General features: G+C 63.3%; 20 protein-coding genes. 9 read left to right on the top strand and 11 right to left on the bottom strand.

From position 1 onward, the window contains the following. The 3 genes from trpC to glp are packed head-to-tail and all read left to right on the top strand — an operon-like array spanning position 1 to position 2,500. Positions 1-813 carry an indole-3-glycerol phosphate synthase TrpC gene (gene trpC / locus EN808_RS12450; RefSeq protein WP_127872479.1) on the top strand — a complete coding sequence of 271 codons (813 nt, stop codon included), beginning with the start codon at positions 1-3 and terminating at the stop codon, positions 811-813. Further along, positions 813-1,295, top strand: coding sequence for a cyclic pyranopterin monophosphate synthase MoaC (moaC, locus tag EN808_RS12445; RefSeq protein WP_135916029.1), 483 nt, complete (start codon positions 813-815; stop codon positions 1,293-1,295). The genes trpC and moaC overlap by 1 nt, the downstream gene beginning before the upstream one ends. Then, positions 1,295-2,500: a gephyrin-like molybdotransferase Glp gene (glp, locus tag EN808_RS12440; protein ID WP_135915915.1), complete on the top strand. Its 1,206-nt coding sequence runs from the start codon at positions 1,295-1,297 to the stop codon at positions 2,498-2,500. Before moaC ends, glp begins: the two co-directional genes overlap by 1 nt. Positions 2,501-2,546: 46 nt before the next feature. On the opposite strand, the gene EN808_RS12435 is transcribed toward glp, so the two are convergent. After that, complete coding sequence (locus EN808_RS12435; protein WP_135915914.1) at positions 2,547-3,377, bottom strand: alpha/beta hydrolase; 831 nt, start codon at positions 3,375-3,377, stop codon at positions 2,547-2,549. Between the two features lie 310 nt (positions 3,378-3,687). Here EN808_RS12435 and EN808_RS12430 point away from each other — a divergent pair, with 310 nt between their 5' ends. Next, positions 3,688-5,313 carry an AMP-binding protein gene (locus tag EN808_RS12430; RefSeq protein ID WP_135915913.1) on the top strand — a complete coding sequence of 542 codons (1,626 nt, stop codon included), beginning with the start codon at positions 3,688-3,690 and terminating at the stop codon, positions 5,311-5,313. Continuing rightward, complete coding sequence (gene kynA / locus EN808_RS12425; RefSeq protein WP_135915912.1) at positions 5,310-6,146, top strand: tryptophan 2,3-dioxygenase; 837 nt, start codon at positions 5,310-5,312, stop codon at positions 6,144-6,146. Before EN808_RS12430 ends, kynA begins: the two co-directional genes overlap by 4 nt. A 58-nt stretch (positions 6,147-6,204) precedes the next feature. On the opposite strand, the gene kynU is transcribed toward kynA, so the two are convergent. From kynU to EN808_RS12405, 4 genes are read right to left on the bottom strand one after another with little or no spacing between them, the layout of a single operon-like run. Further along, positions 6,205-7,452, bottom strand: coding sequence for a kynureninase (gene kynU, locus EN808_RS12420; RefSeq protein WP_135916028.1), 1,248 nt, complete (start codon positions 7,450-7,452; stop codon positions 6,205-6,207). 19 nt (positions 7,453-7,471) lie between these two features. Then, a complete protein-coding gene (locus tag EN808_RS12415; RefSeq protein ID WP_135915911.1) occupies positions 7,472-8,395 on the bottom strand; it encodes an ABC transporter permease in 924 nt (307 codons plus the stop codon). Positions 8,396-8,400: 5 nt separating this feature from the next. Beyond that, positions 8,401-9,180 carry an ABC transporter ATP-binding protein gene (locus EN808_RS12410; RefSeq protein ID WP_135915910.1) on the bottom strand — a complete coding sequence of 260 codons (780 nt, stop codon included), beginning with the start codon at positions 9,178-9,180 and terminating at the stop codon, positions 8,401-8,403. Positions 9,181-9,240: 60 nt separating this feature from the next. Further along, positions 9,241-10,227, bottom strand: coding sequence for an ABC transporter substrate-binding protein (locus tag EN808_RS12405; protein ID WP_127280509.1), 987 nt, complete (start codon positions 10,225-10,227; stop codon positions 9,241-9,243). A gap of 153 nt (positions 10,228-10,380) precedes the next feature. On the opposite strand from EN808_RS12405, the gene EN808_RS12400 reads away from it, so the two are divergent. Both EN808_RS12400 and lexA read left to right on the top strand, forming a co-directional pair. Beyond that, positions 10,381-11,154, top strand: a complete 774-nt coding sequence (locus EN808_RS12400) for a GntR family transcriptional regulator (RefSeq protein WP_135915909.1) — start codon at positions 10,381-10,383, stop codon at positions 11,152-11,154. 410 nt (positions 11,155-11,564) lie between these two features. After that, on the top strand, positions 11,565-12,308 hold the full coding sequence (lexA, locus tag EN808_RS12395; protein ID WP_127280511.1) for a transcriptional repressor LexA: 744 nt from the start codon (positions 11,565-11,567) through the stop codon (positions 12,306-12,308). Here lexA and EN808_RS12390 read toward each other — a convergent pair. Beyond that, positions 12,302-14,779, bottom strand: a complete 2,478-nt coding sequence (locus tag EN808_RS12390) for a ComEC/Rec2 family competence protein (RefSeq protein ID WP_135915908.1) — start codon at positions 14,777-14,779, stop codon at positions 12,302-12,304. The genes lexA and EN808_RS12390 overlap by 7 nt on opposite strands. Before the next feature lie 103 nt (positions 14,780-14,882). Here EN808_RS12390 and gltX point away from each other — a divergent pair, with 103 nt between their 5' ends. Further along, the gene (gene gltX / locus EN808_RS12385) at positions 14,883-16,307 is read left to right on the top strand and encodes a glutamate--tRNA ligase (protein ID WP_135915907.1); all 1,425 of its coding nucleotides are present in this window, start codon (positions 14,883-14,885) and stop codon (positions 16,305-16,307) included. Between the two features lie 183 nt (positions 16,308-16,490). Next, positions 16,491-17,813 (top strand): citrate synthase, encoded by a 1,323-nt coding sequence (gene gltA / locus EN808_RS12380; RefSeq protein WP_015317794.1) that lies wholly within the window; start codon positions 16,491-16,493, stop codon positions 17,811-17,813. Between the two features lie 42 nt (positions 17,814-17,855). Here the strand turns inward: gltA and lpxB are convergent, their stop codons facing one another. From lpxB to lpxD, 5 genes are read right to left on the bottom strand one after another with little or no spacing between them, the layout of a single operon-like run. Next, on the bottom strand, positions 17,856-19,028 hold the full coding sequence (gene lpxB / locus EN808_RS12375; protein ID WP_135915906.1) for a lipid-A-disaccharide synthase: 1,173 nt from the start codon (positions 19,026-19,028) through the stop codon (positions 17,856-17,858). Next, the gene (lpxI, locus tag EN808_RS12370) at positions 19,018-19,920 is read right to left on the bottom strand and encodes a UDP-2,3-diacylglucosamine diphosphatase LpxI (protein ID WP_245525058.1); all 903 of its coding nucleotides are present in this window, start codon (positions 19,918-19,920) and stop codon (positions 19,018-19,020) included. Before lpxI ends, lpxB begins: the two co-directional genes overlap by 11 nt. After that, the gene (gene lpxA / locus EN808_RS12365; RefSeq protein ID WP_135915904.1) at positions 19,907-20,737 is read right to left on the bottom strand and encodes an acyl-ACP--UDP-N-acetylglucosamine O-acyltransferase; all 831 of its coding nucleotides are present in this window, start codon (positions 20,735-20,737) and stop codon (positions 19,907-19,909) included. The genes lpxI and lpxA overlap by 14 nt, the downstream gene beginning before the upstream one ends. Positions 20,738-20,750: 13 nt before the next feature. Beyond that, positions 20,751-21,218 (bottom strand): 3-hydroxyacyl-ACP dehydratase FabZ, encoded by a 468-nt coding sequence (gene fabZ, locus EN808_RS12360; protein ID WP_135915903.1) that lies wholly within the window; start codon positions 21,216-21,218, stop codon positions 20,751-20,753. Further along, complete coding sequence (gene lpxD, locus EN808_RS12355; RefSeq protein ID WP_127872486.1) at positions 21,211-22,266, bottom strand: UDP-3-O-(3-hydroxymyristoyl)glucosamine N-acyltransferase; 1,056 nt, start codon at positions 22,264-22,266, stop codon at positions 21,211-21,213. The genes fabZ and lpxD overlap by 8 nt, the downstream gene beginning before the upstream one ends. Positions 22,267-22,296 lie beyond the last annotated feature (30 nt).

Below are 22,296 nucleotides of genomic sequence, written 5' to 3'. Positions count from 1 at the left end.
GTGTCTGACATTCTGCGCAAGATCGAAGCCTACAAGCGCGACGAGATAGCCGCCGCCAAGGCACGCGTACCGCTGGCAGAGATCAAGGCGCACGCAAAAGACGCCGACGCACCGCGCGGCTTTCTCGCGGCGCTCGACGCGAAACGCAAATCCGGCGATTTCGCCCTGATCGCCGAAATCAAGAAGGCAAGTCCCTCCAAAGGGCTGATCCGTGCGGACTTCGATCCGCCGGCATTGGCGAAGGCCTATGAGAAAGGCGGCGCCGCCTGCCTTTCCGTACTGACGGACGAGCCGTCCTTTCAGGGGGCGCCGGAATTCCTCACCAGGGCAAGGGCAGCCGTCGCCCTGCCCGCGCTACGCAAGGATTTCCTGTTCGATTCCTACCAGGTCCATGAAGCTCGCGCCTGGGGCGCGGACGCTATCCTGATCATCATGGCCAGTGTTGACGACGACTTGGCGCATGAGCTGGAAACGACCGCGTTCGAACTCGGCATGGATGCGCTGATCGAGGTCCACGACGAGGCCGAGACGGAGCGCGCGTTGAAATTGTCGTCGCGGCTGATCGGCATCAATAACCGCAATCTGAGAACGTTCGAGACCAGCCTTGAGACCTCCGAGCGGCTGGCGGCCATGGTACCTGCCGATCGCCTGCTGGTCAGCGAGAGCGGCATCTTCACCCATGACGATTGTCTCAGGATGCAAAAGAGCGGCATCGGCACCTTTCTCGTCGGCGAAAGTCTGATGCGGCAACAGGACGTCGCCGCCGCGACGCGCTTGCTCCTGACGGGCAAGGCAGTAGCCGAGGCGATCTGATCGTGGCCAACCTCACGCACCTTGGCGCGCAGGGCGAGGCCAACATGGTCGATGTCGGCGACAAGGAAGAGACGACGCGCACCGCGATCGCCGAAGGCTTCGTCTCCATGCAGCCCGAGACATTGAAGACCATTCTCGCCGGCAACGCCAGGAAAGGTGACGTGCTTGGCACCGCGCGCATCGCCGGCATCATGGCGGCCAAGAAGACGCATGAGTTGATCCCGCTCTGCCACCCTCTGCTGCTGACCAAGGTTTCCGTCGACATCGAGCCAGACCATGCTCTGCCCGGCCTCAGAGTCACGGCGCTGGCGCGCGTTACCGGCAAGACCGGCGTCGAGATGGAAGCATTGACCGCCGCGTCCGTGGCCTGCCTGACCATCTACGACATGGCCAAGGCGGTGGACCGCGCCATGGTCATCTCCGGTATCCGGCTGGCCGAAAAGACCGGCGGCAAGTCCGGCGACTACAAGGCAGGTGCCTGATGGTGCTGGTTCCGGTCGCCGAGGCGCTCGAACGCCTCCTCGACGGCGCCGTGCCGCTGGCCGGCGAAAGCGTCCCCCTCATCGAGGCTGTCGATCGTGTGCTGGCCGAAGCGGTGGTGGCGCTTCGCACCCAGCCGCCCTTCAACGCTTCTGCCATGGACGGCTATGCGGTGCGAGTCGCCGACGTGGCGTCGGTGCCGTCGAAACTCTCGGTGATCGGGATAGCGCCGGCCGGGCGTGGCTTTGACGGCGCGGTCGGCCAAGGACAAGCCGTGCGCATCTTCACCGGCGCACCGCTGCCTCATGGTGCCGATACCATCGTCATCCAGGAGAATGTCAGGGATCTCGGCGGTGGCAACATCGAAGTGTTCGAGCCCACCGCCGAGTGGCGCAACATCCGCCGCGTCGGCCTCGATTTTTCCAAGGGCGACGTGCTGCTGGAGAAGGGGCGTTTGCTCGACCCGGCTGCACTGTCGCTGGCGGCATCGGCCAACCACCCCCGAGTGAGCGTGGTGAAACGGCCGTTGGTCGCCATCATCGCCACCGGTGACGAACTGTTGCAGCCCGGCAGCGAACTCGGGCCGGACCAGATCATCTCGTCCAACGCTTATGGCGTCGCCGCGGCAGCACAGTCGGTCGGTGCCCGCGCGCTCGATCTCGGAATCGCCGCCGACCGCAAGGACGCCATCGCCGCCCTGGTCAGGAAAGCGGTGGCCGCCGGCGCCGATGTTATCGTCACGCTGGGCGGTGCCTCGGTGGGCGACCATGACCTTACCCATGACGTGCTGACCAGCGAAGGCATGACCCTCGGCTTCTGGAAGATCGCCATGCGTCCTGGCAAGCCGCTGATGTTCGGGCGCCTCGGCGATGTCAGATGCATCGGCCTGCCCGGCAATCCGGTGGCAAGCCTGGTCTGCTCGCAATTGTTCCTGAAGCCGCTTCTGGCAAGGCTCGGCGGTCGCGATCATCGTCAGGATATCCGCCAGGCGCGGCTGGGCGCCGCAATGGCGGCCAACGATCTGCGCCAGGATTATGTGCGGGCGGTGGTCCGGGAAGACGGCAGCGGGTTGGTGGCGACGCCGTTCGGCATCCAGGATTCTTCAATGCTGAGGATGCTTGCCGATGCCAACGGATTGGTCGTGCGCGCGCCTTTTGCTCCCGCATCTGTTGCCGGAGACCCTTGCAGCGTTCTGATGTTGCGTTGAAGAATTATCTCATAAATAGCTGATAACAGGACAAAAATAATCTCGGCTATTCCGAGATCAAAGTCCGCGTCAAGGCGTGCGCTGGATCGGCAAGGCCATCGACAACATCGTAATGATGCCGATCCGGTTCGACCACGGCGTTGGTAATTGCGCCAAGTCCGGTCCAGATGTTGGCCAGCAACGCATTCTGGCGCAAGAACTCGGAACGCTCCCCGCCGCCGGCCCAGCAGGTGATACGGACACCATCCAGGGGGCGCAGGAGTGCCGGGCTTTCCATCTGCGCCTCATGCTCATCGATTTTCAGCGTCGCGTTCATGTCCGTGCGCATCAGCGGGCGCAAATCATGCAAGCCTGAAATCGAAACGACATGGCGTATGCGCCGCGCGACATCAGCAGCCAAAGGCGTGGTCACGGTCACCATGCGGCTGGCGAGATGTCCACCGGCCGAATGTCCGGTCAGAATCAATGGCCCGTCGACCATTGCCGCGGCCCTGCTGATAGCCCCCCCGATTTCGGTGACGATGCCGGCGATGCGTATGTCCGGGCACTGCGTGTAGGACGGCATAGCCAGGGCAAAACCGCTGTCGACCGCGCCGCCGGCGAGGTGCGACCACAAGCTCTTGTCGGTCTCCATCCAATAGCCCCCATGGATGAACACCACTAGGCCCCTCGGCGCGGCCTTGGGCAGAAAGAGGTCGAAGCGGTTGCGCGGACGATCGCCATAGGCAATGTCGATACGTGCCCGGCCCTGTGCCGATAGCGCATCGCGGAACGCCTGCGCGGGTTCCGCCCATGCGGCCGGCCAACGGTCACTGCCGGCGATATTGGCGCCGTTGGCGTAGGCATTGTCCCAGTCGGCAATGCGATGGTCTGGCATCGGCACCCTCCCCCGAAGCGGCATCGTTTCTGCACTAGCAATGGCCGCCGCCATGTCATGCGTCAATGCTCCGGCAAAAACATTTTAGGCTTGAAACAAATTTCGACTGGTGCGATCCTGCCTGCGGAACAGTCGACAATGGGAGGTCCGCTGTGCTGTCCGAATCTGCCAATCGTCACCTTTCCGGCGACATGGTCGACAAGGTGTAGCCGGCTGCACGAAGCCTTCCGCGAAAGATGGGAATTCAGATCCACCGCCTCCGGCCAGGTGCCCCCACGCTGGCCGGGCAGCAGACAGGGACAGCGGCGACATGCTTGGGCCTTCAGCGCATACCGACACGTTCACGCGCGATCATCTGCCGCCGCCCGAACAATGGCCCGACTTCCTGCTCGACGGCTTCGACTACCCCGAACATCTCAACGCCGGTGTCGAATTGACCGACCGGCTGGTCGAGAAGGGTCTCGGCGACCACACCGCCCTGATCGGCAATGGCCGCCGCCGCACCTACAAGGAACTGTCCGACTGGACGAACCGGCTCGCCCACGCGCTGGTCGAGAATTATGGCGTCAAGCCGGGCAACCGGGTGTTGATCCGCTCCGCCAATAACCCAGCCATGGTCGCCTGTTGGCTGGCCGCCACCAAGGTCGGCGCCGTCGTCGTCAACACCATGCCGATGCTGCGTGCCGGCGAACTCACAAAGATCGTCGACAAGGCCGAGATCACGATCGCGCTCTGCGACACCAGGCTGATGGACGAGATGACCGCCTGCGCCAAGGACAGCGCGTTCCTGAAGCAGGTGATCGGCTTCGACGGCACCGCCAACCATGATGCCGAGCTCGACCGCGCCGCCCTCGACAAGCCCGTCACCTTCACCGCCGTCAGCACCGGCCGCGACGATGTCGCCCTGCTCGGCTTCACCTCGGGCACGACGGGCGTGCCGAAGGCGACGATGCATTTCCACCGCGACCTGCTGATCATCGCCGATGCCTACGCCCGCGAAGTCCTGCAGGTGACGCCGGACGACATCTTCGTCGGCTCGCCGCCGCTCGCCTTCACCTTCGGTCTTGGCGGGTTGGCCATCTTTCCCCTGCGCTTCGGCGCGGCGGCGACCCTGCTGGAACAGGCGACGCCACCCAACATGATCCACATTATCGAGAGCTACAAAGCCACCATTTCCTTCACCGCGCCGACCGCCTACCGCGCCATGCTGAAGGCCATGGATGAGGGTGCCGACCTGTCATCGCTGCGTGTTGCCGTTTCCGCCGGCGAGACCTTGCCGGCTCCGGTCTTCGAAGAGTGGACACGAAAGACCGGCAAGCCGATCCTCGATGGCATCGGCGCCACGGAAATGCTGCACATCTTCGTCTCCAACCGCTTTGACGACAGGAAGCCCGCTTCGACCGGCAAGCCGGTCGGCGGCTACGAGGCGCGCATCGTCGACAACGACATGCGCGAAGTGCCGCGTGGCGAGACCGGACGGCTGGCGGTGCGCGGGCCAACCGGCTGCCGCTACATGGCCGATGACCGGCAGAAGGACTATGTGCGCGACGGCTGGAATCTCACCGGCGACACCTTCACGCAGGACGAGGACGGCTTCTTTCACTTTGCCGCGCGTTCCGACGACATGATCGTCAGCGCTGGCTACAACATCGCCGGACCCGAGGTCGAGGCGGCGCTGCTTTCGCATCCCGATGTCGCCGAATGCGCTGTCATCGGCGCCGAGGATGGCGAGCGCGGCCAGATCGTCGAGGCGCATGTCGTGCTTGTGCAAGGTGTTTCGCCGGACGCAATGACCGTCAAGCGCCTGCAGGACCACGTCAAGGCAACCATCGCGCCTTACAAATACCCTCGATCGGTCAAATTCATCGCCGCGCTGCCCAAGACCCAGACCGGCAAGATCCAGCGCTTCCGCCTGCGCACGGAGAAAGTCAATTGAGCGAGCCCTACGATCCGGCGTCCGAAGGCGCACAGATGTCGTTCAACGAACGCATGTCCTACAGCGACTATCTGCACCTGGAGAAAGTACTCGACGCGCAGGCGCCGCTGTCGTCGGCGCATGACGAGATGCTGTTCATCATCCAGCACCAGACATCGGAACTCTGGATGAAGCTCGCCTTGCACGAGATTGGCGCCGCGATCCGCTCGATCCGTGCCGACCGCCTCGAACCGAGCTTCAAGATGCTGTCGCGCGTCGCCCGCATTTTCGAGCAGCTGAACAACGCCTGGGACGTGCTGCGCACGATGACGCCCAGCGAATACACCGACTTCCGCGACGCGCTCGGCCAGTCCTCGGGTTTCCAGTCCTGGCAGTATCGCGCCATCGAATTCATGGCCGGCAATCGCAACCTCGCCATGCTCGGGCCGCACAAGCACCGGCCGGACCTTACGGACAGGCTGGAGGCAATCCTGACCCAGCCGTCGCTCTACGATGAAGCGCTGCTGCTTCTGGCACGCAACGGGTTCGACATCGGCGCCGATGCCAGGCGCACGGACTGGCGAGAGACGCGCAGCGAAAACGAAGAGGTCCTCGTCGCCTGGCAGACCATTTACCGCGATCCGCAGCGCTACTGGATGTTCTATGAACTGGCCGAGAAACTGGTCGACTTCGAGGACTACTTCCGCCGATGGCGCTTCAACCACGTCACCACGGTCGAGCGCATCATCGGCCTGAAGCGCGGCACCGGCGGCACATCCGGTGCCTCCTATCTCAAGAAGATGCTCGAGGTCGTCTTGTTTCCGGAACTCTGGAACGTCCGTACCCGGCTCTGAGCTCCTTGGTGCGGACTGGAAAACGGCGCGGCACTCTTCCTGGAATTGCGCCGACTTTTCAGGTCACCGCGGTCTTGACCGCGAAGCGCGCGTCCTTCCACGCGCCGGTGCGCAAGATATCTTCCAACACCTCGACCGCCTGCCATACATCGGCGTAACCGACATAGAGCGGCGTGAAGCCGAAGCGGATCGTCGATGGCGCACGGAAATCGCCGATCACGCCGCGTTCGATCAGCGCCCGCATTACTTGGTAGCCGTTGGGGTGGAGGAACGAAACCTGGCTGCCGCGCTGCTTGCCATCGCGCGGGCTTTCCAGCTCCAGGCCGTAGGCGCTGCATCTGGTCTCGACGAGTTGGATGAACAGGTCGGTGAGCGCGATGCTCTTGTTGCGCACCGCCGCCATGTCGACATCGTCCCAGATATCCAGCGCCCCCTTGAGCGCCCGCATCGACAAGACCGGTTGCGTGCCGCACAGGAAGCGACGGATGCCGCTGCCGGCCGCATAACCCTGCTCGAAGGCGAAGGGCCGCGCGTGGCCCCACCAACCGCTGAGCGGCTGCTGGACTTTGTCGTGATGACGCGTGGCGGCGTAGATAAAGGCTGGCGCGCCCGGACCACCATTGAGATATTTGTAGGTGCAGCCGATGGCGAAATCGGTATTGGCGCTGTCGAGTTCGACCGGCAAGGCGCCGGCGGTATGGCAGAGATCCCAGACGATCAGCGCGCCGACCTGATGGGCCTTGCATGTCAGTGCCGCCATGTCGCGCAGCTGGCCGGATTTGTAATTGACATGGTTGACCAGGATGACGGCGACACGCTCGTCGATCAGTTCCTCAATGGTCGGCGCGTCGACGCCCTCGAGCCGCAAGACGGTGCCGGGTCGCGTCGAGGCCACGCCTTCGGCCATGTAGAGATCGGTTGGAAAGCTGTCGCCCTCGGCGACGATGACCGACCGGTCCGGCCGCATGCCGAGTGCGGCATGCAGCACCTTGTAGATATTGATCGAGGTCGTATCGCACACCACGGTCTGGCCGGGCGCGGCGCCGACCAGCCGTCCGAGCTGGTCGCCAAGTGCCAGCGGCATGTCGAACCAGCCGGCAGTATTCCAGGCGCGGATGAGATCCTGCGCCCATTCCTGGGTGGCGGCGTTCTGTAGCTCGTTGAAGACGGCGGGTGCCGCGGCCCCAAGCGAATTGCCGTCGAGATAGATGACGCCTTCCGGCAAAATGAACCGGTCGCGCATGGCACGCAGCGGGTCCGCCGCATCCATGGCCTCGACGGCTGCGAAATCGAGCGGCGCACGCATCATTTGTGACATTCCCTGGTTATTCACGGATCGCTTCGCGTGCCGGCGCGGACCCGCGGCTACGCTTGAGGCTGGGCAAGGCAAGCATGGCGAGCACGAACAGACCCGTGGCAAGCTTCAGGTCGGGCGGCGGCATGCCGGCGGCAAGGCAGAACGACACCAGCTGGTAGTAGATGATCGCGCCGGCGAAGGGCGCCAGCAGCTGGCGCCAGACCGTCTGCTTGCCGACGACGGCCTCGCCGATCATCAGCGCGGCAAGGCCGTTGATGAGGATCCCCAATCCCATATTGACGTCGGCAAATCCCTGCGACTGCACCATCAGCGCGCCGCTTGAAGCCGAAAACGCGCTCGCCAGCCCGACGCCGCCTATGGTCGCGGCCCAGACATTGATGCCTTGCGCCTCGGCCATGTCGGGATTGGCGCCCACGGCACGCACGGCCGTCCCCTTCTCGGTCCTGAAGAACATGTAGAGCAGCATCAAGGCGATCAGCGCGAGAAGGCCGGCGACGACGATCTTGCTGGCGGGAAAACCCGGCCGAGCGAACGGCACCCAGTCGAACACCGTCGGCGAGCCGAAGACCGAGAGATTGGACTTGCCCATGATGCGAAGGTTGATGCTGTAGAGCATCGTCATCATAAGGATGCCCGCCAGAAGCGTGTGGATGCGGAAGCGCAGATGGATGAAGGCGGTGCAGCAGCCCGCCGCGAAGCCGGCAACGAGGGCGGCGGCGATGCCGACCAACGGCGATGCGCCGGCGGCAAGGAGGACGCCGCAGATGCAGCCGCCCAGCGGAAAGGCGCCCTCGCTGGTGAGATCGGGAAAATTCAGCATGCGAAACGGAATCATGATCCCGAGCACGACAAAGGCCAGGATCAGGCTTTGCGCCAGCGTGACCGGCATGATCGCGACGAAGCTGGTGAGAACGTCCTGAATAAAGCCCATGACGATCAGCTCGCCAGCAACATGCGGTCGGTCTTGACTGAGAAATGGCCGATCAGATCGATAACCGTGATCCTCGCCTTCTCTTCGCCTGTGACCTCCAGGAGGACGCGGCCAGCGTCGAGCATGATCACCCGGCTGCCGTAGTCGACGGCATGCTGCATGTTGTGGGTCACCATCAAAGTCGTCAGCTTCAGCGCGCTGACAGCGCGCACCGTTGCCTGCATGATGATCTCGGCCGTGCGCGGGTCGAGCGCCGCGGTATGTTCGTCGAGTAGCAGCAAGTCGGGCGATCCGCCGACCGCCATGATCAGCGACAGGGACTGCCGCTGCCCACCCGAAAGCAGGTCGACGCGGGTGTCCAGGCGGTTTTCAAGGCCGAGGCCCAGTATCGACAGGCGTTCCTTGTAGGACGCGAGCCGGGTGGGGTTCAGCCCCTGGCGCAAGGTGCGCTTGCTGCTGCGCAAATCAGCCAGCAGCATGTTTTCCGCCACCGTCATGCTGGCGGCGGTGCCGCGCATCGGATCCTGGAAGACCCGCGCCAATCTTGCGGCACGCTTGTGCACGGGCATATTTGTCACGTCGGCGCCGTTGATCAGGATCTTGCCGGTATCGAGGATCAGAGCGCCGGAAATGGCGTTGAGCATGCTGCTCTTGCCCGCCCCGTTGGAGCCGATGACGATGCCGAACTCGCCAGTCGCCAATGACAGGCTGAGGCCGTCCAGCGCGATCTTCTCGTCGGCCTGGCCCCTGTAGAATACTTTGCGCGCGGATCGGATCTCGAGCATCGTTCCTCCCTGACATGAAAAGTGACGGCGCCCGCGCCGTCACCTTCATGCAGCCTGATGTCAGTCGACGATGCAGCCGCAATCTGCCATCGAGGCCGGTATCTCGATGCCGAACGCGGCCATCGCCTTGCGGGAAATCGTTGCCATGTGATCCTTGTAGGCCGGGCGCGACGGCGCGATCGTCTTGGGATCCTTGCCCTTGAGTATCTCTGCGGCGATGTCGCCGGCGTTGATGCCAACCTGCGTGTAATTGACCGCGAAGCTCGCCGGCACAGTGCCGTTGCGGACCGCGCTGTCATCGGAGTTGACGACCGGGATACCGGCCTGGCGGGCGGCGGCGGAGACAGCGGCGATCGCCGGCTGGATCAGGTTCGAGGCCGGGCCGTAGATGACGTCGGCCTTGCCGGCGAGCGAAGCGATACGTTGCTGGATGTCATTGACGTTGTCGATGCCGACCTCCACCACCTCGAAACCAGCGGCGGGCGCCGCCGCCTTGATCTTTTCGACCAAGGCAACGTCATTGGCCTCGCCCGGATTGTAAGGCACGCCGAAGCGCTTGGCGTTCGGCAGCAGCTTCTTGGTGAAGGCCATCACCGCGGCGACGTCCTGCAGATCGCTGGCGCCGGTCATGCCTTCGTCACCTGAATCCCACGACGGCACCAGCTTGGCCGCCACTGGATCGGTGACCGCGGCAAAGACGATTGGAATGCCGGAACCGGCGAGCGCCTTCTTGGCGATCTGCGAGACCGGCGTGGTGATGGTGTAGATCAGCTTGGGCTGCTCCGCCTGCAGCTTGGCGATCATCTGCGGCACCAGCGATGCATCGAAATTGGTATGGCTTTCCGTATAGACGACGTCCTTGCCCTCGACGAAGCCATTGTCCGTCAGCGCCTTCTTGAAGCCGGCTATGGCGGCATTGAGCTGGGGGTGCTCGCCGAAATTGGCAATGCCGATGCGTATCTGGTCGGCGGCGGCACTGCCGGCGCTCACCATCAACGCGCTAGCCATGAACAAACCCGACAACCAAGCGGATTTCGACTTCAACATCATTTCCTCCCAGATTTGATCAGCGCCGCTTGCAGCGCGGCTACTGCAAACGATCATGGTCAGTCCGCCGGCTTGTGTCAAACATTATATATAATTCTTGCCATGCCCCTACATCATATATAATTTTCCCTGCCAGACGACGGATGGACCGCGATGCAGGATCAAACGAGCTCCACAAAGACGGAGGCAGCCTATCAGCTGTTGCGGCGCGATATCCTGACCACGCGCCTCATGCCCGGCGCCCCGCTCAAACTGAGTGCACTGCGCGGCACCTATGGAGTCGGCTGGACGCCATTGCGCGAAGCCTTGTCGCGGCTTGAGGCCGAACGCCTGGTCACCGCCATCAGCAATCGCGGTTTTACCGTGGCTCGGGTGTCGCGGGCCGAACTGGAGGACCTGGCGCGCGCCAGGATGGTGGTCGAGATCCCCCTGTTCCTCGAATCGATGGAGAAAGGCGGCAAGGAATGGGAAGATGCCGTGGTCACCGCCCACTACCGGCTCTCCCGTTGCAAGACCGCCGTCGACGATCCGTCGGATGCGGCGGTCGACAAATGGGACGAGAATCACGAGGCTTTCCATGCGGCGCTGCTGAGTGCCGCCACATGCGATTGGCTGTTGCGTTTCCGCTCGACGATCTCGGATCAATTGCGCCGGCATCATCGCTTTCTTGGTCTGGCGCCGACATTGCGGGCCGCGGCCGGCCTCAAGGATGGCTACGAAGAGGCGATGGAGGCGCTGCGCGAAGCGATTGCGATCGAACACCATACCGCGATCATGGAAGCGGCACTCGATCGTGACGTCGAGCGGGCCAAGGCGCTGATGGTGGCCCATATCGGCTACACCCTGCACGTCTATGTCCACAGCGAAGACAGCGGCGCGACCAAATACGCCGCCCGCGCCGGCAGCTTGAAAGCTGGTTCGGGATGACTCCGGCGCTTCCGCGACACCTATTCGCACGCGTTGGTCGGAGTGGGGCCGGACGCCTGGGTCCATCGCTGCCCCGAAGCTGCCAGTCGTTGGCGTTTTGGTTTCGTTTCGTTCCGCGAATAATGGACCGATAAATTATACAATCCGCCCGGGGAAAGCCTTCCGAACGGCTGACGCCAAACTCGGGAGCGGATGGGCCACAGGCCATTAACCATAACGATTTCAATGGGCCTGCCGATGGCGGAAAAGGTCGGCTTCTGCCCGCCGTAGCGGACAAAAAACATCCGCAGCCTTAACAAATTCATTAAACTTTAAACGGTTGCGGAACACAACTGGAACAGATAGTGTTTGTTCTGGGTTTGTTTTTTCGATTCTGGTTCAGACCTTCGTTCAATGCCTTGGGGGCCGCCATGCTGACACGCAAGCAACATGAACTGCTGATGTTCATCCACGAACGGCTCAAGGAAAGCGGGATACCGCCCTCCTTCGACGAGATGAAGGAAGCGCTCGATCTTGCCTCCAAATCCGGGATTCATCGCCTGATCACGGCGCTGGAGGAACGCGGCTTCATTCGCCGGCTACCCAATCGGGCGCGCGCGCTGGAGGTGCTGCGGCTGCCGGATTCGATCGCGCCCGGCCTGAACGCGGCAAAGAAATTTTCGCCCAGCGTCATCCAGGGCAGCCTTGGTCAAAACAATCTTGGCCGCCAGCTCAAGCCGGCAACGGCGCCTTCGCGTCTGCCCGCGGCCGGCAATGACGACGATGTGGTTTCAGCCGTGTCCATCCCGGTCATGGGCCGTATCGCCGCCGGTGTGCCGATCGATGCCATCCAGCATCAGACGCATTCGATCTCGGTGCCGCCGGATATGATCATGGGCGGCGAGCACTATGCGCTGGAGGTCAAGGGTGACTCGATGATCGAGGCTGGTATCTTCGACGGCGACACGGTCATCATCCGCAATGCCAACACGGCAAGTCCGGGCGAAATCATCGTGGCGCTGGTCGACGAGGAGGAAGCGACGCTGAAGCGGTTCCGCCGTAAAGGCGCCTCGATCGCGCTCGAAGCCGCCAATCCAGCCTACGAAACGCGCATTTTCGGGCCGGACAGAGTCAAGGTACAAGGCAAGCTGGTCGGGCTGATCAGGCGCTACTGAGCCGGTTTGCCATCGGACTTGTCTGGCTTTTTATAGGGCGGCAGCCCCCTCTTATAGGGCGGCAGCCCCCTCGCCTCGCGTGAGAATTTTCGCTGCTCGTGCCAGGGCCGGTATGGTCCGTCGACAGCGAATTCGATCACAGCCGGGGTTGTGGCCGACTGGGGATCGAAGAAGACGGCAGCACTTCCCTTGCGGGCGAGCTGCCGTTTCGTGACGACGACAACCAGCGGATTGTGGCAGGCGTCATAGGCGGTCGCGTCATTGACGACGATCAGGTCGGCGAAGGCGCAGGCTTTCCAGGTGTTCTTGCGATCCTCGACATAGGCGACGATCGCGCCGGAAGGGTGCCTGGCAAGGCAAAGGCCTTCGCGGCAATAGAACGGCGATCCCTGCGGCAGGTCGGTGGGAGCGGCAATATCGAATTGCCCGTCCGCCTTGTCGAACATTTCCGGTTTGACGATTGTTTCGGAGACCAGAGCGCGTTTCCAGTTGTCGGCCGCGAATTCGTTCGGACGTTCCCGGTTGACGGCCAGTTCGCCATTGCCTATCGGCAGTGCGACCAGCCGTGCGTCTTCCGAGATCAGCACATCGGGCGTGCGTATGTCCGACACAGTCAACAGACCGGCAAGTGCGAATGGCAGTGCCGCGAGCCGCAGCCAGGTCGTCGCCATCGTCGCGATGACCAGCGCGACGGCCACCAGCAGCACGGATTGCTGCGAGATCAGACCTACCCCATCGATTGGCGAGCGCTCCGATATCCATGACGATACGGCGATCATCGCTGTCAGGCCTTTGCCCATCACGTAGAGAAACGGGCCGTCGGCGCCGAAGGGCATCGCCAGCGAACTGAGGACCGCAAAAGGCATGACGACCACCGACACGATCGGCATGACGGCCAGATTGGCGAACAGGCTGAGCGGCGATACGCGCTGGAAATGCCAGATGGCAAACAGCGCCGTCGCGCTGCCGGCAATGATGGAGGTCATGGCCAATCCACCTGTCGCCAGCAGGAATTTTCGCGTCAGGAACCCGGGTAGTGACCGCTTTGGCGACGGTGGCCTCGTCTTACCAGCGCGGTGGTCCGCCCAGCCGGCATAGGCGCCAACAAGGGCCGCGGTTGCCGCGAACGACATTTGGAAGCTCGGGCCGACGACCTCGTGCGGGGAAACCAGGATAACGGCGATCGCCGAGATGGCCAGGTTGCGCATGGTGAGCGCCGCGCGATCGAACAAGACGGCAATCAGCATCACCGCCAGCATGATGAAGCTGCGTTCGGCCGCAACGACGACACCGGAAATGACGAGATAGGCGGCGATCGAGAAAAGTGCGGCGGCGGCCGCATATTTCTTCACCGGCCGGCGCGCGGAAAAGTCTGGAAACAGCGCGAAGGCACCGCGCAACAGACCCATGATGGTGCCGGCGACCAGCGCCATATGCAGTCCCGAAATGGAAATGATGTGATAGATGCCGGTACGCCGCATCGCTTCGTTGATTTCATCGGGAATGCCGGCGCGCACGCCGACGATCAGCGCCGCCGCGATCTCGCCTTCGGCGCCGCCGATGCTGCCCCTGATGTGGTCGGCGATGGCTTCGCGGGCGTTTTCGATGCTTGAAAAAAGACGGGCTGGCAGCGACATCTCACCATCGTCGGTAGCGACAACCGTTGGATTGCCGAGAAAGAAGCCGCTGCCGCCGATGCCTGCGAAATAGCTGTCGAAGGAGAAGTCGTAGCTGTCCGGCCGCACCGGGCCGGTCGGCGGCAGCAGTTTGGCGTAGCCTGTGACAAGCGAGCCAGCGGTCATTTCCGGCGGTATCTTGCGTGCCGAAAGCCGGACCCTTTCCGGCGCATAGCGCAATTTCGGCCGGGCGGTCGAAATCACGTCCATGGTCAACCGGATACGGCCGCTCTCCATCTCCTCGAGCGAGACCACGCGGCCGGTCAATTGAGTCGAGATTTCCGAACCCAGCATCCGGGTTCCTGCTCGCCATGTTTCGACCTTCGCCGCGAGCAGGCCCAGCGCGCACAACAGCATTGCCATGAAACACAGATGGGTTTTCGGCCAGGAACGCGAGACGAATGCACAGGTCGCCGCCAGCACCATGACCGCGACAGGCTTTGCAAAATCGGGCTCGGTCGGCAGCGAAAAGTAGCCGATCGCCCCAACCGCCAGGCAGACCGGCACCAGCAGGAAGGCGATGCCCCGGTCAAGTTCCAGCTCCGCCGCCTTGGCCAAGCCGTGGCGCAGGCGAAGCAAGGATATCCGGCCGATTTGCCGGCGCGCGCGCACGATCCTGCGTGCGGCAGGAGACGGAGTTGGCGCCGGCAAGCCCGCTTGCAACGGCTGGGTTGCGGGCGCAGCCACGAGCGGCGATGGCAGCGGGATCGCCGGAGGCGTCGCAAACAGGGACCGTTCGCTGACGCCGACAATGGCGCCCTCGCCCCGATCCGAGCCCCGGCCTCGTCCAGTCATCGGGTCTGCCCCTTGCGCCCTCGACACCCTATGCTACATGAACGCGCGAAGCGCGAAAGTCCGCGCCCTCCGCACCCAGCTTCAGACGTTTTCCGAGAGTTCCATGTCCGACAAGGTCATCACCCGTTTTGCCCCCTCGCCGACCGGCTATCTGCACATCGGCGGCGCGCGCACGGCACTGTTCAACTGGCTCTATGCCAAGCATACCGGCGGTACGATGCTGCTGCGCATCGAGGACACCGATCGGGAGCGTTCGACCGATGCGGCCACATCAGCCATTCTCGACGGCCTGACCTGGCTCGGCCTGTCATGGGACGGCGATGCGGTTTCCCAATTCGAGCGGGCGCCGCGCCATCGTGAGGTGGCCGAGGAACTGGTGCGGCTGGGCAAGGCCTATTACAGCTACGAGACTTCAGCCGAGCTCGAGGCGATGCGCGAGGCAGCACGCGCCAAGGGCCTCCCGCCACGCTATAACGGCCACTGGCGTGAGCGCGATCCGTCGGAGGCACCCGCCGGCGTCAGGGGCGCCATCCGCATCAAGGCACCGACCGAGGGCGAGACGGTGGTGCAGGATCGGGTCCAGGGCGAGGTGCGCTTCCCCAACAAGGATCTCGACGACTTCATCATCCTGCGCTCGGACGGCAACCCGACCTATATGCACGCCGTCGTCGTCGACGACCACGACATGGGCGTCACCCACATCATCCGTGGCGATGATCACCTGACCAACGCCGCCCGCCAGACCGTGATCTACAACGCCATGGGCTGGGACGTGCCTTCGATGTCGCATATCCCGCTGATCCATGGCGCCGACGGCGCCAAACTGTCGAAGCGCCACGGCGCGCTTGGTGTCGAGGCCTATCGCGCCATGGGCTATCTGCCGGAGGCCCTGCTCAATTACTTGGCGCGTCTCGGCTGGAGCCATGGCGACGACGAGATCATGTCGATCAAGGACATGATCTCGTGGTTCGACATCGGCGACGTCAACAAGGGCGCGGCGCGCTTCGATTTCGCTAAGCTCGAGGCGTTGAACGGCGTCCATATGCGCCGCATGGCCGATTCCGAATTGTTCGACATTTTCATCGCCACCTTGCCTTATCTGGAGGGCGGCCCGGCGATGGCGGCGCGCCTCGACGAGAAGAACAAGGCGCAGTTGCTGGCAGCCCTTCCGGGCCTGAAGGAGCGCGCCAAGACGCTGGTCGAGCTCGTCGACGGCGCTGCCTTCCTGTTTGCCGCGCGGCCGCTGCCGATCGACGACAAGGCGGCGCTCCTGCTCAATGACGATGGCCGCAAGATCCTGCGCGGCGCTCACGAAGCTTTGAAGTCGCTGTCGGGTGAGTGGACGGCGGCCACGGCCGAGGCCGCTATCCGCGACTATGCCTTGGCTGGCGGCCATAAGCTTGGTGCCGTGGCCCAGCCGTTGCGGGCTGCTTTGACCGGCAAAAGCACCTCGCCGGGCGTATTCGACGTGCTGGCCGTGCTGGGGCGTGAGGAAAGCCTGGCCCGCATAGCGGATCAAATCGATTAGGAGCAAACTGGCCCAAGAAGATTGGCATTGAAAGGCGCGTTTCGCAGTGCAACATTATGTCTTGGCCCAATCTGGCACGCACCTCCTAGAATGCGGTGGCGAAGACGCGCATTGCGGTGATTTCGACGTGTCGCTGTGCGGAATTTGCCTTTGCCGGCATGAGGAAACAAGAAGGAGTTTGCAATGACCGAAGCTGCGAAAAAACTGGATGTGGGCGGCCAAGAGGCCACGGCAACGCTCGAATTCGCCGGCAAGACCCACGAATTCAAGGTGCGAAGCGGCTCGGTCGGACCTGACGTCATCGACATCGCCTCGCTCTACAGCACCACCGGCGCCTTCACCTATGACCCCGGCTTCACCTCGACGGCAAGCTGCGAGTCGGAAATCACCTTCATCGACGGTGATGCCGGCATCCTCCTGCATCGCGGCTACCCGATCGACCAGCTGGCCGAACATGGCGATTTCCTCGAAGTCTGCTATCTCCTGCTCTACGGCGAACTGCCCACCAAGGCGCAGAAGGACGATTTCGATTACCGCGTGACGCGCCACACCATGGTGCACGAGCAGATGTCGCGCTTCTTTACCGGCTTCCGCCGCGACGCGCACCCGATGGCGGTGATGTGCGGCGTGGTTGGCGCGCTGTCGGCCTTCTATCACGACTCGACCGACATCTCCGACCCGTACCAGCGCATGGTTGCGTCCATGCGCCTGATCGCCAAAATGCCGACGATCGCGGCCATGGCCTACAAGTACCACATCGGCCAGCCCTTCATTTACCCGAAGAACGATCTCGGTTTCGCGGCAAACTTCCTGCATATGTGCTTTGCCGTGCCGTGCGAGGAATACAAGATCAACCCGGTGCTGGCGCGCGCCATGGAGCGCATCTTCATCCTGCACGCCGACCACGAGCAGAACGCTTCGACCTCGACCGTTCGTCTCGCCGGCTCTTCGGGCGCCAACCCCTTCGCCTGCATTGCCGCCGGGATCGCTTGCTTGTGGGGCCCGGCCCATGGCGGCGCCAACGAAGCGGCGCTCAACATGCTGGGCGAGATCGGCCATGTCGATCATATCCCGGAATTCATCGCCCGTGCCAAGGACAAGAACGATCCGTTCCGGTTGATGGGCTTTGGCCACCGCGTCTACAAGAACTACGATCCGCGTGCCAAGATCATGCAGAAGACGGCGCATGAGGTCCTGGGCGAGCTCGGCATCAAGGATGATCCGCTGCTCGACATCGCGATGGAGCTGGAAAAGATCGCGCTGACCGATCCCTATTTCATCGAGAAGAAGCTCTATCCGAACGTCGACTTCTACTCCGGTATCACGCTGAAGGCGCTGGGCTTCCCCACCACCATGTTCACCGTGCTGTTCGCGGTCGCCCGCACGGTCGGTTGGATCGCGCAGTGGAAGGAAATGATCGAGGATCCGCGCCAGAAGATCGGTCGCCCGCGTCAGCTCTACACCGGCGCGCCGGAGCGGGACTACGTACCGATTGCGAAGAGATGAGGCAATAGGGATTGGGCAGTAGGGAATAGGCCTGCCCACTGCCTACTGCTTGCTCTTGATGCACCCCATCACCACCTCCGCAGCGATATCGCCGGAGGGCCTGTCGGTCGCCATGCGCCTTGCCACTTCCGCAAAGCCGTCCTTCTGCCAGGCTCGGTAGCCGGTGTCTGAAAACAGCGCCTCGAGCTGCCGCGCCAGATAGCGCGGCCGCACATATTGGTTGTAGTGCTCCGGCACCACGATCTGGTCGGCAATCAGATTGGGCAGGGCCGCACTCCACACCGTGACCAGCCCCTGGACCATGCGCATCACCGGATCGAGCCGGTAGCACGAGATCATCGGCACGCCGGACAGCGCCAGTTCCAACGACACTGTTCCCGAGGCGATCAGTGCCGCATCGGCTTTGCCGAAGGCCTGCCATTTGCGCTCAGGCTCAAGGATGATCTCAGGCTTTTCATCCCAGCGAGCGACCGATGTTTTGATCAGGTCAGCGACATGCGGCACCGTCGGCAACAGCAGGCGCAAGCGATGTCCGCGCGCCCGCAATGCCGAGACCGTCTCACCAAACGGACCAATAAGCCGGCTCGCTTCGCCGCGCCGCGATCCCGGCAGGACGAGCAGCGTCTTGACACGATCGCCCGAGAGATCGCGCGGCTGGCCTTGCGCCTTGGCCGCGCCAAGTACGCCGGGATCATGCGTCAGGCGATGTCCGACATAGGTGCCGGGCGGGCCACCGAGGCGGCTGAGTTCCTTCACTTCGAAAGGCAGGATGCACAGTATGTGGTCGACGTAGGGCTTCATCGCCGCCGCCCTGCCCGGCCGCCACGCCCAGACGCTCGGGCAGACATAGTGGACGATCGGGATGTTCGGATCGGCGGCTCGAACCTTTTTGGCGACGCGCAGCGAAAAGTCAGGGCTGTCGATGGTGATGAGGCAGTCGGGCTTTTCAGCGGCGACGGTACTTGCCGTCTGGCTGATCCGCCGCATCAGGCGCGGCAGGTCGCGCAGGATGGCGCTGAGCCCCATCAATGCGATCTCTGATCCGTCGAACAGCGGCGCCAGCCCAAGCGCCCGCAGATGCCGCCCGCCAATGCCGACGAGGCGCACCTCGCGCCCGGTCATGCGTTTCAGGGCCTGGACGATGTCGGCGCCAAGCAGGTCGCCGGATTCTTCGCCGGCGACGATCGCGATCTTCAGCGGCTTCTCAGCTGCCATGGGCAGGCCCCGCGGCCGGCAGGCCGATCACGAACAGACCGAGCGCATTGGCGCGCGCAACGACAGTCGGCCCTTCGAGGATCAACGAGCGGCCGGCTTCGACGGCAATGCCGGCAAGGCCGGCTTCATGCGCCGCCTCGACCGTTTGCGGGCCGATAGAGGGAAGATCGGCGCGCAGTTCCTGGCCGGGCTTGGCGCATTTAACCAGGACGCCGCGCGTTTTGCCGGCGAGCCTGCCATGGCCACGCAGTTGCTGCGTCCGCTCGAGCAGACCGCCGGTGCCCTCGATGCCTTCCAGGGCAATGACGCGACCGCCGATCGCAATAGCGGCCTGGCCGATGTCGAGCGCGCCGATGGCCTTTGCCGCTGCATGCGCCGCCTCGATGTCGCGCCAGTCCGACCTTCGCGGCACCGCCTTGGTCAGCGGCCCCTCAGTCGCGACAAGTTTCGGCACGACTTCGTGCGCGCCGACGACCTTGATGCCGCGCGCCTCCAGGCCTCGGGTCAATATCTTCAACAGGCCGTCATCGCCGCGCGCAAGCGCCATGGCGGCGGAGGATATCACAGCCAGCAGGCCGAAGCTCGGGCGCATGTCGATCAGACGCGGCCTGCGCCTGATCTCGCCGGCAAGCACGAGATGGCTGATCCGCCGGCGCCTCAGCAAGGCAGCCAGCGAGCCGATGTCTTCCAGGGCAAGGCTTTCATGCTCATAGACCGTGAGCTCGGACTGACGGTCGGCCTGGCCTTCGACCAAGATGATGACGGGCGGATGTCCGCCCTCCGCCAGCCCTTCGGCGACTTCGACCGGCAGGCTGCCGCCGCCGGCAATGATGCCGACCCTGGCATCAGGCGGGAGATCAAGACCAGCCGCGGCCGTCTCAGCCTTCGTCATCGGTGTCGCCATCGCCGCCCTTGAGCGATGGCACCGCATAGTGTCGCTTGCCGCGACTGGTGATGAAATCGATGATCTTCATTGCAGTCGGTGACGAGGCGAACTCGGCCTTGGCGAACTCGATATTCTCACCGACGGTGCGGGAGCGGTCGAAGATCGTCTTGTAGGCCTTGCGCAGCAGATAGATTTCGGAACGCGGCAAACCGGCGCGCTTGAGGCCGATGATGTTCAAGCCGCGCAAGCTGGCGCGGTTGCCGACCGCGATGGCATAGGGAATGACATCACCAACAAAAGCCGAGCACCCGCCAAGAAAGGCGTTGTCGCCAACGCGCACAAATTGATGGACGGCGCTGAGGCCGCCAATATAGACGTTGTCACCGATTTCGCAGTGTCCGCCCAGCGTCGCGCCGTTGGCGAAGGTGGCGTTCTTGCCGACGGCGCAATCATGGGCGATATGGGCGTAGGCAAGGAAATTGCCATTGTCGCCCACCGTCGTTTCGCCGCGGCTGGTGTCGGTGCCGACATGCATGGTCACGCCTTCGCGGATGGTACAGTTGGCGCCGATGACGAGTGTGGTGCGGCCGCCCTTGTGCTTGGTGTTCTGCGGCGGTGCGCCCAAGATCGCCATCGGATAGACCTTGGTCGACGCCCCGATAGTGGTCGCGCCCATCACCGAGACATGGCTGACCAGTTCGACACCGTCGCCGATCACGGCATCGGCGCTGACATGGCAGAACGGCCCAATGCGCACACCCTGGCCGATCTGGGCGCCTCCTTCGACGACGGAGGAAGGATGGATTGACGTCTTGATTTTCATAGGCACTCGATCGTCAGTCGCCGGTGACCATCATGGCTGAAATCTCGGCCTCGGCCGCCTTGGTACCTTCGACCAGGGCTTCGCAGGCGAATTTGAGCAGGTTGCCGCGCTTCTTGATTTTCTTGACATGGATCTTCAACTGGTCGCCGGGAACGACCGGTTTGCGGAATTTGGCGTTGTCGATGGTCAGGAAATAGACCAGCGACGGTTTCGACGCCCCGATGCTGCGAATGCAGATGGCGCCGGCCGTCTGCGCCATGGCCTCGACGATGAGCACGCCCGGCATCACCGGCTGCTCCGGGAAATGCCCCTGAAAATGCGGCTCGTTTATGGTCACGTTCTTGATGCCGATAGCGGAGTCGTCACCATCGATGTCCACGATGCGGTCGATCATGAGGAAGGGGTAACGGTGCGGCAGGAGCTTCATCAGCCCCAATATGTCAACCGCTTCCAGCGTTGTCGCCGCCACCATGTCAGCCATTGTCCTTGCCCTGCTTGCGTGCTCTGGCCATCGTGCGCAACATGGCTATCTCTCGCATGGCTTCCGCCATCGGCTGTGCCGGATAGCCACCCCATATCTCGCCGGCGGGAACATTGCTCATAAATCCACTTCTGGCGGCAAGCTTGGCACCTGTACCAATCGTCAGATGATCCGCAAGCCCGACGCCGCCGCCCATAGTGACATTGTCACCCACCACCACGGAACCGGAAATACCCGAAAGCCCGGCCACTATGCAATTGCGACCGATGCGGACGTTATGGGCGATCTGCACGAGATTGTCGATCTTCGTGCCTTGCCCAATGATCGTATCGGACATCGCGCCGCGATCGACTGTGGAATTGGAGCCGATCTCGACATCATCCTGGATGACGACGCGTCCGATTTGCGGGACCCGTTCCGGGCCCTTGGCGCCGCCGACAAAGCCAAAGCCGTCCTGGCCGATCCTGGCCCCACCATGGATGATGACCCGATTGCCGATCAGTGCGTACTGGATGCTGGCGCCCGGGCCGACATATCCGTCACGGCCGATCTGGCAGGACTGTCCGATGACGGCGTTCGGCGCAATGACGGTGCCGCTGCCGATCGAGACGCCAGGCCCGACGACGGCGCCGGCCTCGATGACGACGCCGGCTTCGACATGCGCGGTCGGGTCGACATGGGCATGCGGCGAAACGCCGGTTTCGCCAGTCATCGGCCCCGGCGTGGCGGCTGTCGGGAACAGCAGGCGCCCAACCAGCGCGAAAGCCTGTTGCGGCCGCGGATGGATCAGGACGGCGATGCCGGCAGGCGCCTTGTTCGCGAATTCCGCCGGACACAGCACCGCAGCCGCCCGCAGCGACGGCATCAGCGCGGAATTACGCCTGCCATCGACGAAGACGAGCGCGTTGGCGCCGCCTTCACTGGCTGGCGCCAACGCTTCGATCGAAACGTCGGATTGGCCCGAATCGACAAGCACCGAGCCAGTCAGATTCGCGACTTCGGCCGCCGTATACCGGCGTGATGGCGCGAAGAACACCGGATCGGTCATTCCAGAAGCTATATCCAGCTAGGTCGGAAC

It is taken from the genome of Mesorhizobium sp. M8A.F.Ca.ET.165.01.1.1 (genome assembly GCF_004792065.1).
In the GTDB taxonomy this organism is placed as follows: Bacteria; Pseudomonadota; Alphaproteobacteria; order Rhizobiales; family Rhizobiaceae; genus Mesorhizobium.
The sequence above is the reverse complement of the archived record's forward strand: the minus strand, read 5'-3'. Positions and strand labels throughout refer to the sequence as shown.

Bases quoted from the DNA above. Each gene is read 5' to 3' on its own strand.
- glp (WP_135915915.1), top strand. From the start codon at position 1,295: ATGGTGCTGGTTCCGGTCGCCGAGGCGCTCGAACGCCTCCTCGACGGC.
- EN808_RS12435 (WP_135915914.1), bottom strand. From the start codon at position 3,377: ATGCCAGACCATCGCATTGCCGACTGGGACAATGCCTACGCCAACGGC.
- EN808_RS12430 (WP_135915913.1), top strand. From the start codon at position 3,688: ATGCTTGGGCCTTCAGCGCATACCGACACGTTCACGCGCGATCATCTG.
- kynU (WP_135916028.1), bottom strand. From the start codon at position 7,452: ATGCGTGCGCCGCTCGATTTCGCAGCCGTCGAGGCCATGGATGCGGCG.
- EN808_RS12415 (WP_135915911.1), bottom strand. From the start codon at position 8,395: ATGGGCTTTATTCAGGACGTTCTCACCAGCTTCGTCGCGATCATGCCG.
- EN808_RS12410 (WP_135915910.1), bottom strand. From the start codon at position 9,180: ATGCTCGAGATCCGATCCGCGCGCAAAGTATTCTACAGGGGCCAGGCC.
- EN808_RS12405 (WP_127280509.1), bottom strand. From the start codon at position 10,227: ATGTTGAAGTCGAAATCCGCTTGGTTGTCGGGTTTGTTCATGGCTAGC.
- EN808_RS12400 (WP_135915909.1), top strand. From the start codon at position 10,381: ATGCAGGATCAAACGAGCTCCACAAAGACGGAGGCAGCCTATCAGCTG.
- lexA (WP_127280511.1), top strand. From the start codon at position 11,565: ATGCTGACACGCAAGCAACATGAACTGCTGATGTTCATCCACGAACGG.
- EN808_RS12390 (WP_135915908.1), bottom strand. From the start codon at position 14,779: ATGACTGGACGAGGCCGGGGCTCGGATCGGGGCGAGGGCGCCATTGTC.
- gltX (WP_135915907.1), top strand. From the start codon at position 14,883: ATGTCCGACAAGGTCATCACCCGTTTTGCCCCCTCGCCGACCGGCTAT.
- gltA (WP_015317794.1), top strand. From the start codon at position 16,491: ATGACCGAAGCTGCGAAAAAACTGGATGTGGGCGGCCAAGAGGCCACG.
- lpxB (WP_135915906.1), bottom strand. From the start codon at position 19,028: ATGGCAGCTGAGAAGCCGCTGAAGATCGCGATCGTCGCCGGCGAAGAA.
- lpxI (WP_245525058.1), bottom strand. From the start codon at position 19,920: ATGACGAAGGCTGAGACGGCCGCGGCTGGTCTTGATCTCCCGCCTGAT.
- lpxA (WP_135915904.1), bottom strand. From the start codon at position 20,737: ATGAAAATCAAGACGTCAATCCATCCTTCCTCCGTCGTCGAAGGAGGC.
- fabZ (WP_135915903.1), bottom strand. From the start codon at position 21,218: ATGGCTGACATGGTGGCGGCGACAACGCTGGAAGCGGTTGACATATTG.
- lpxD (WP_127872486.1), bottom strand. From the start codon at position 22,266: ATGACCGATCCGGTGTTCTTCGCGCCATCACGCCGGTATACGGCGGCC.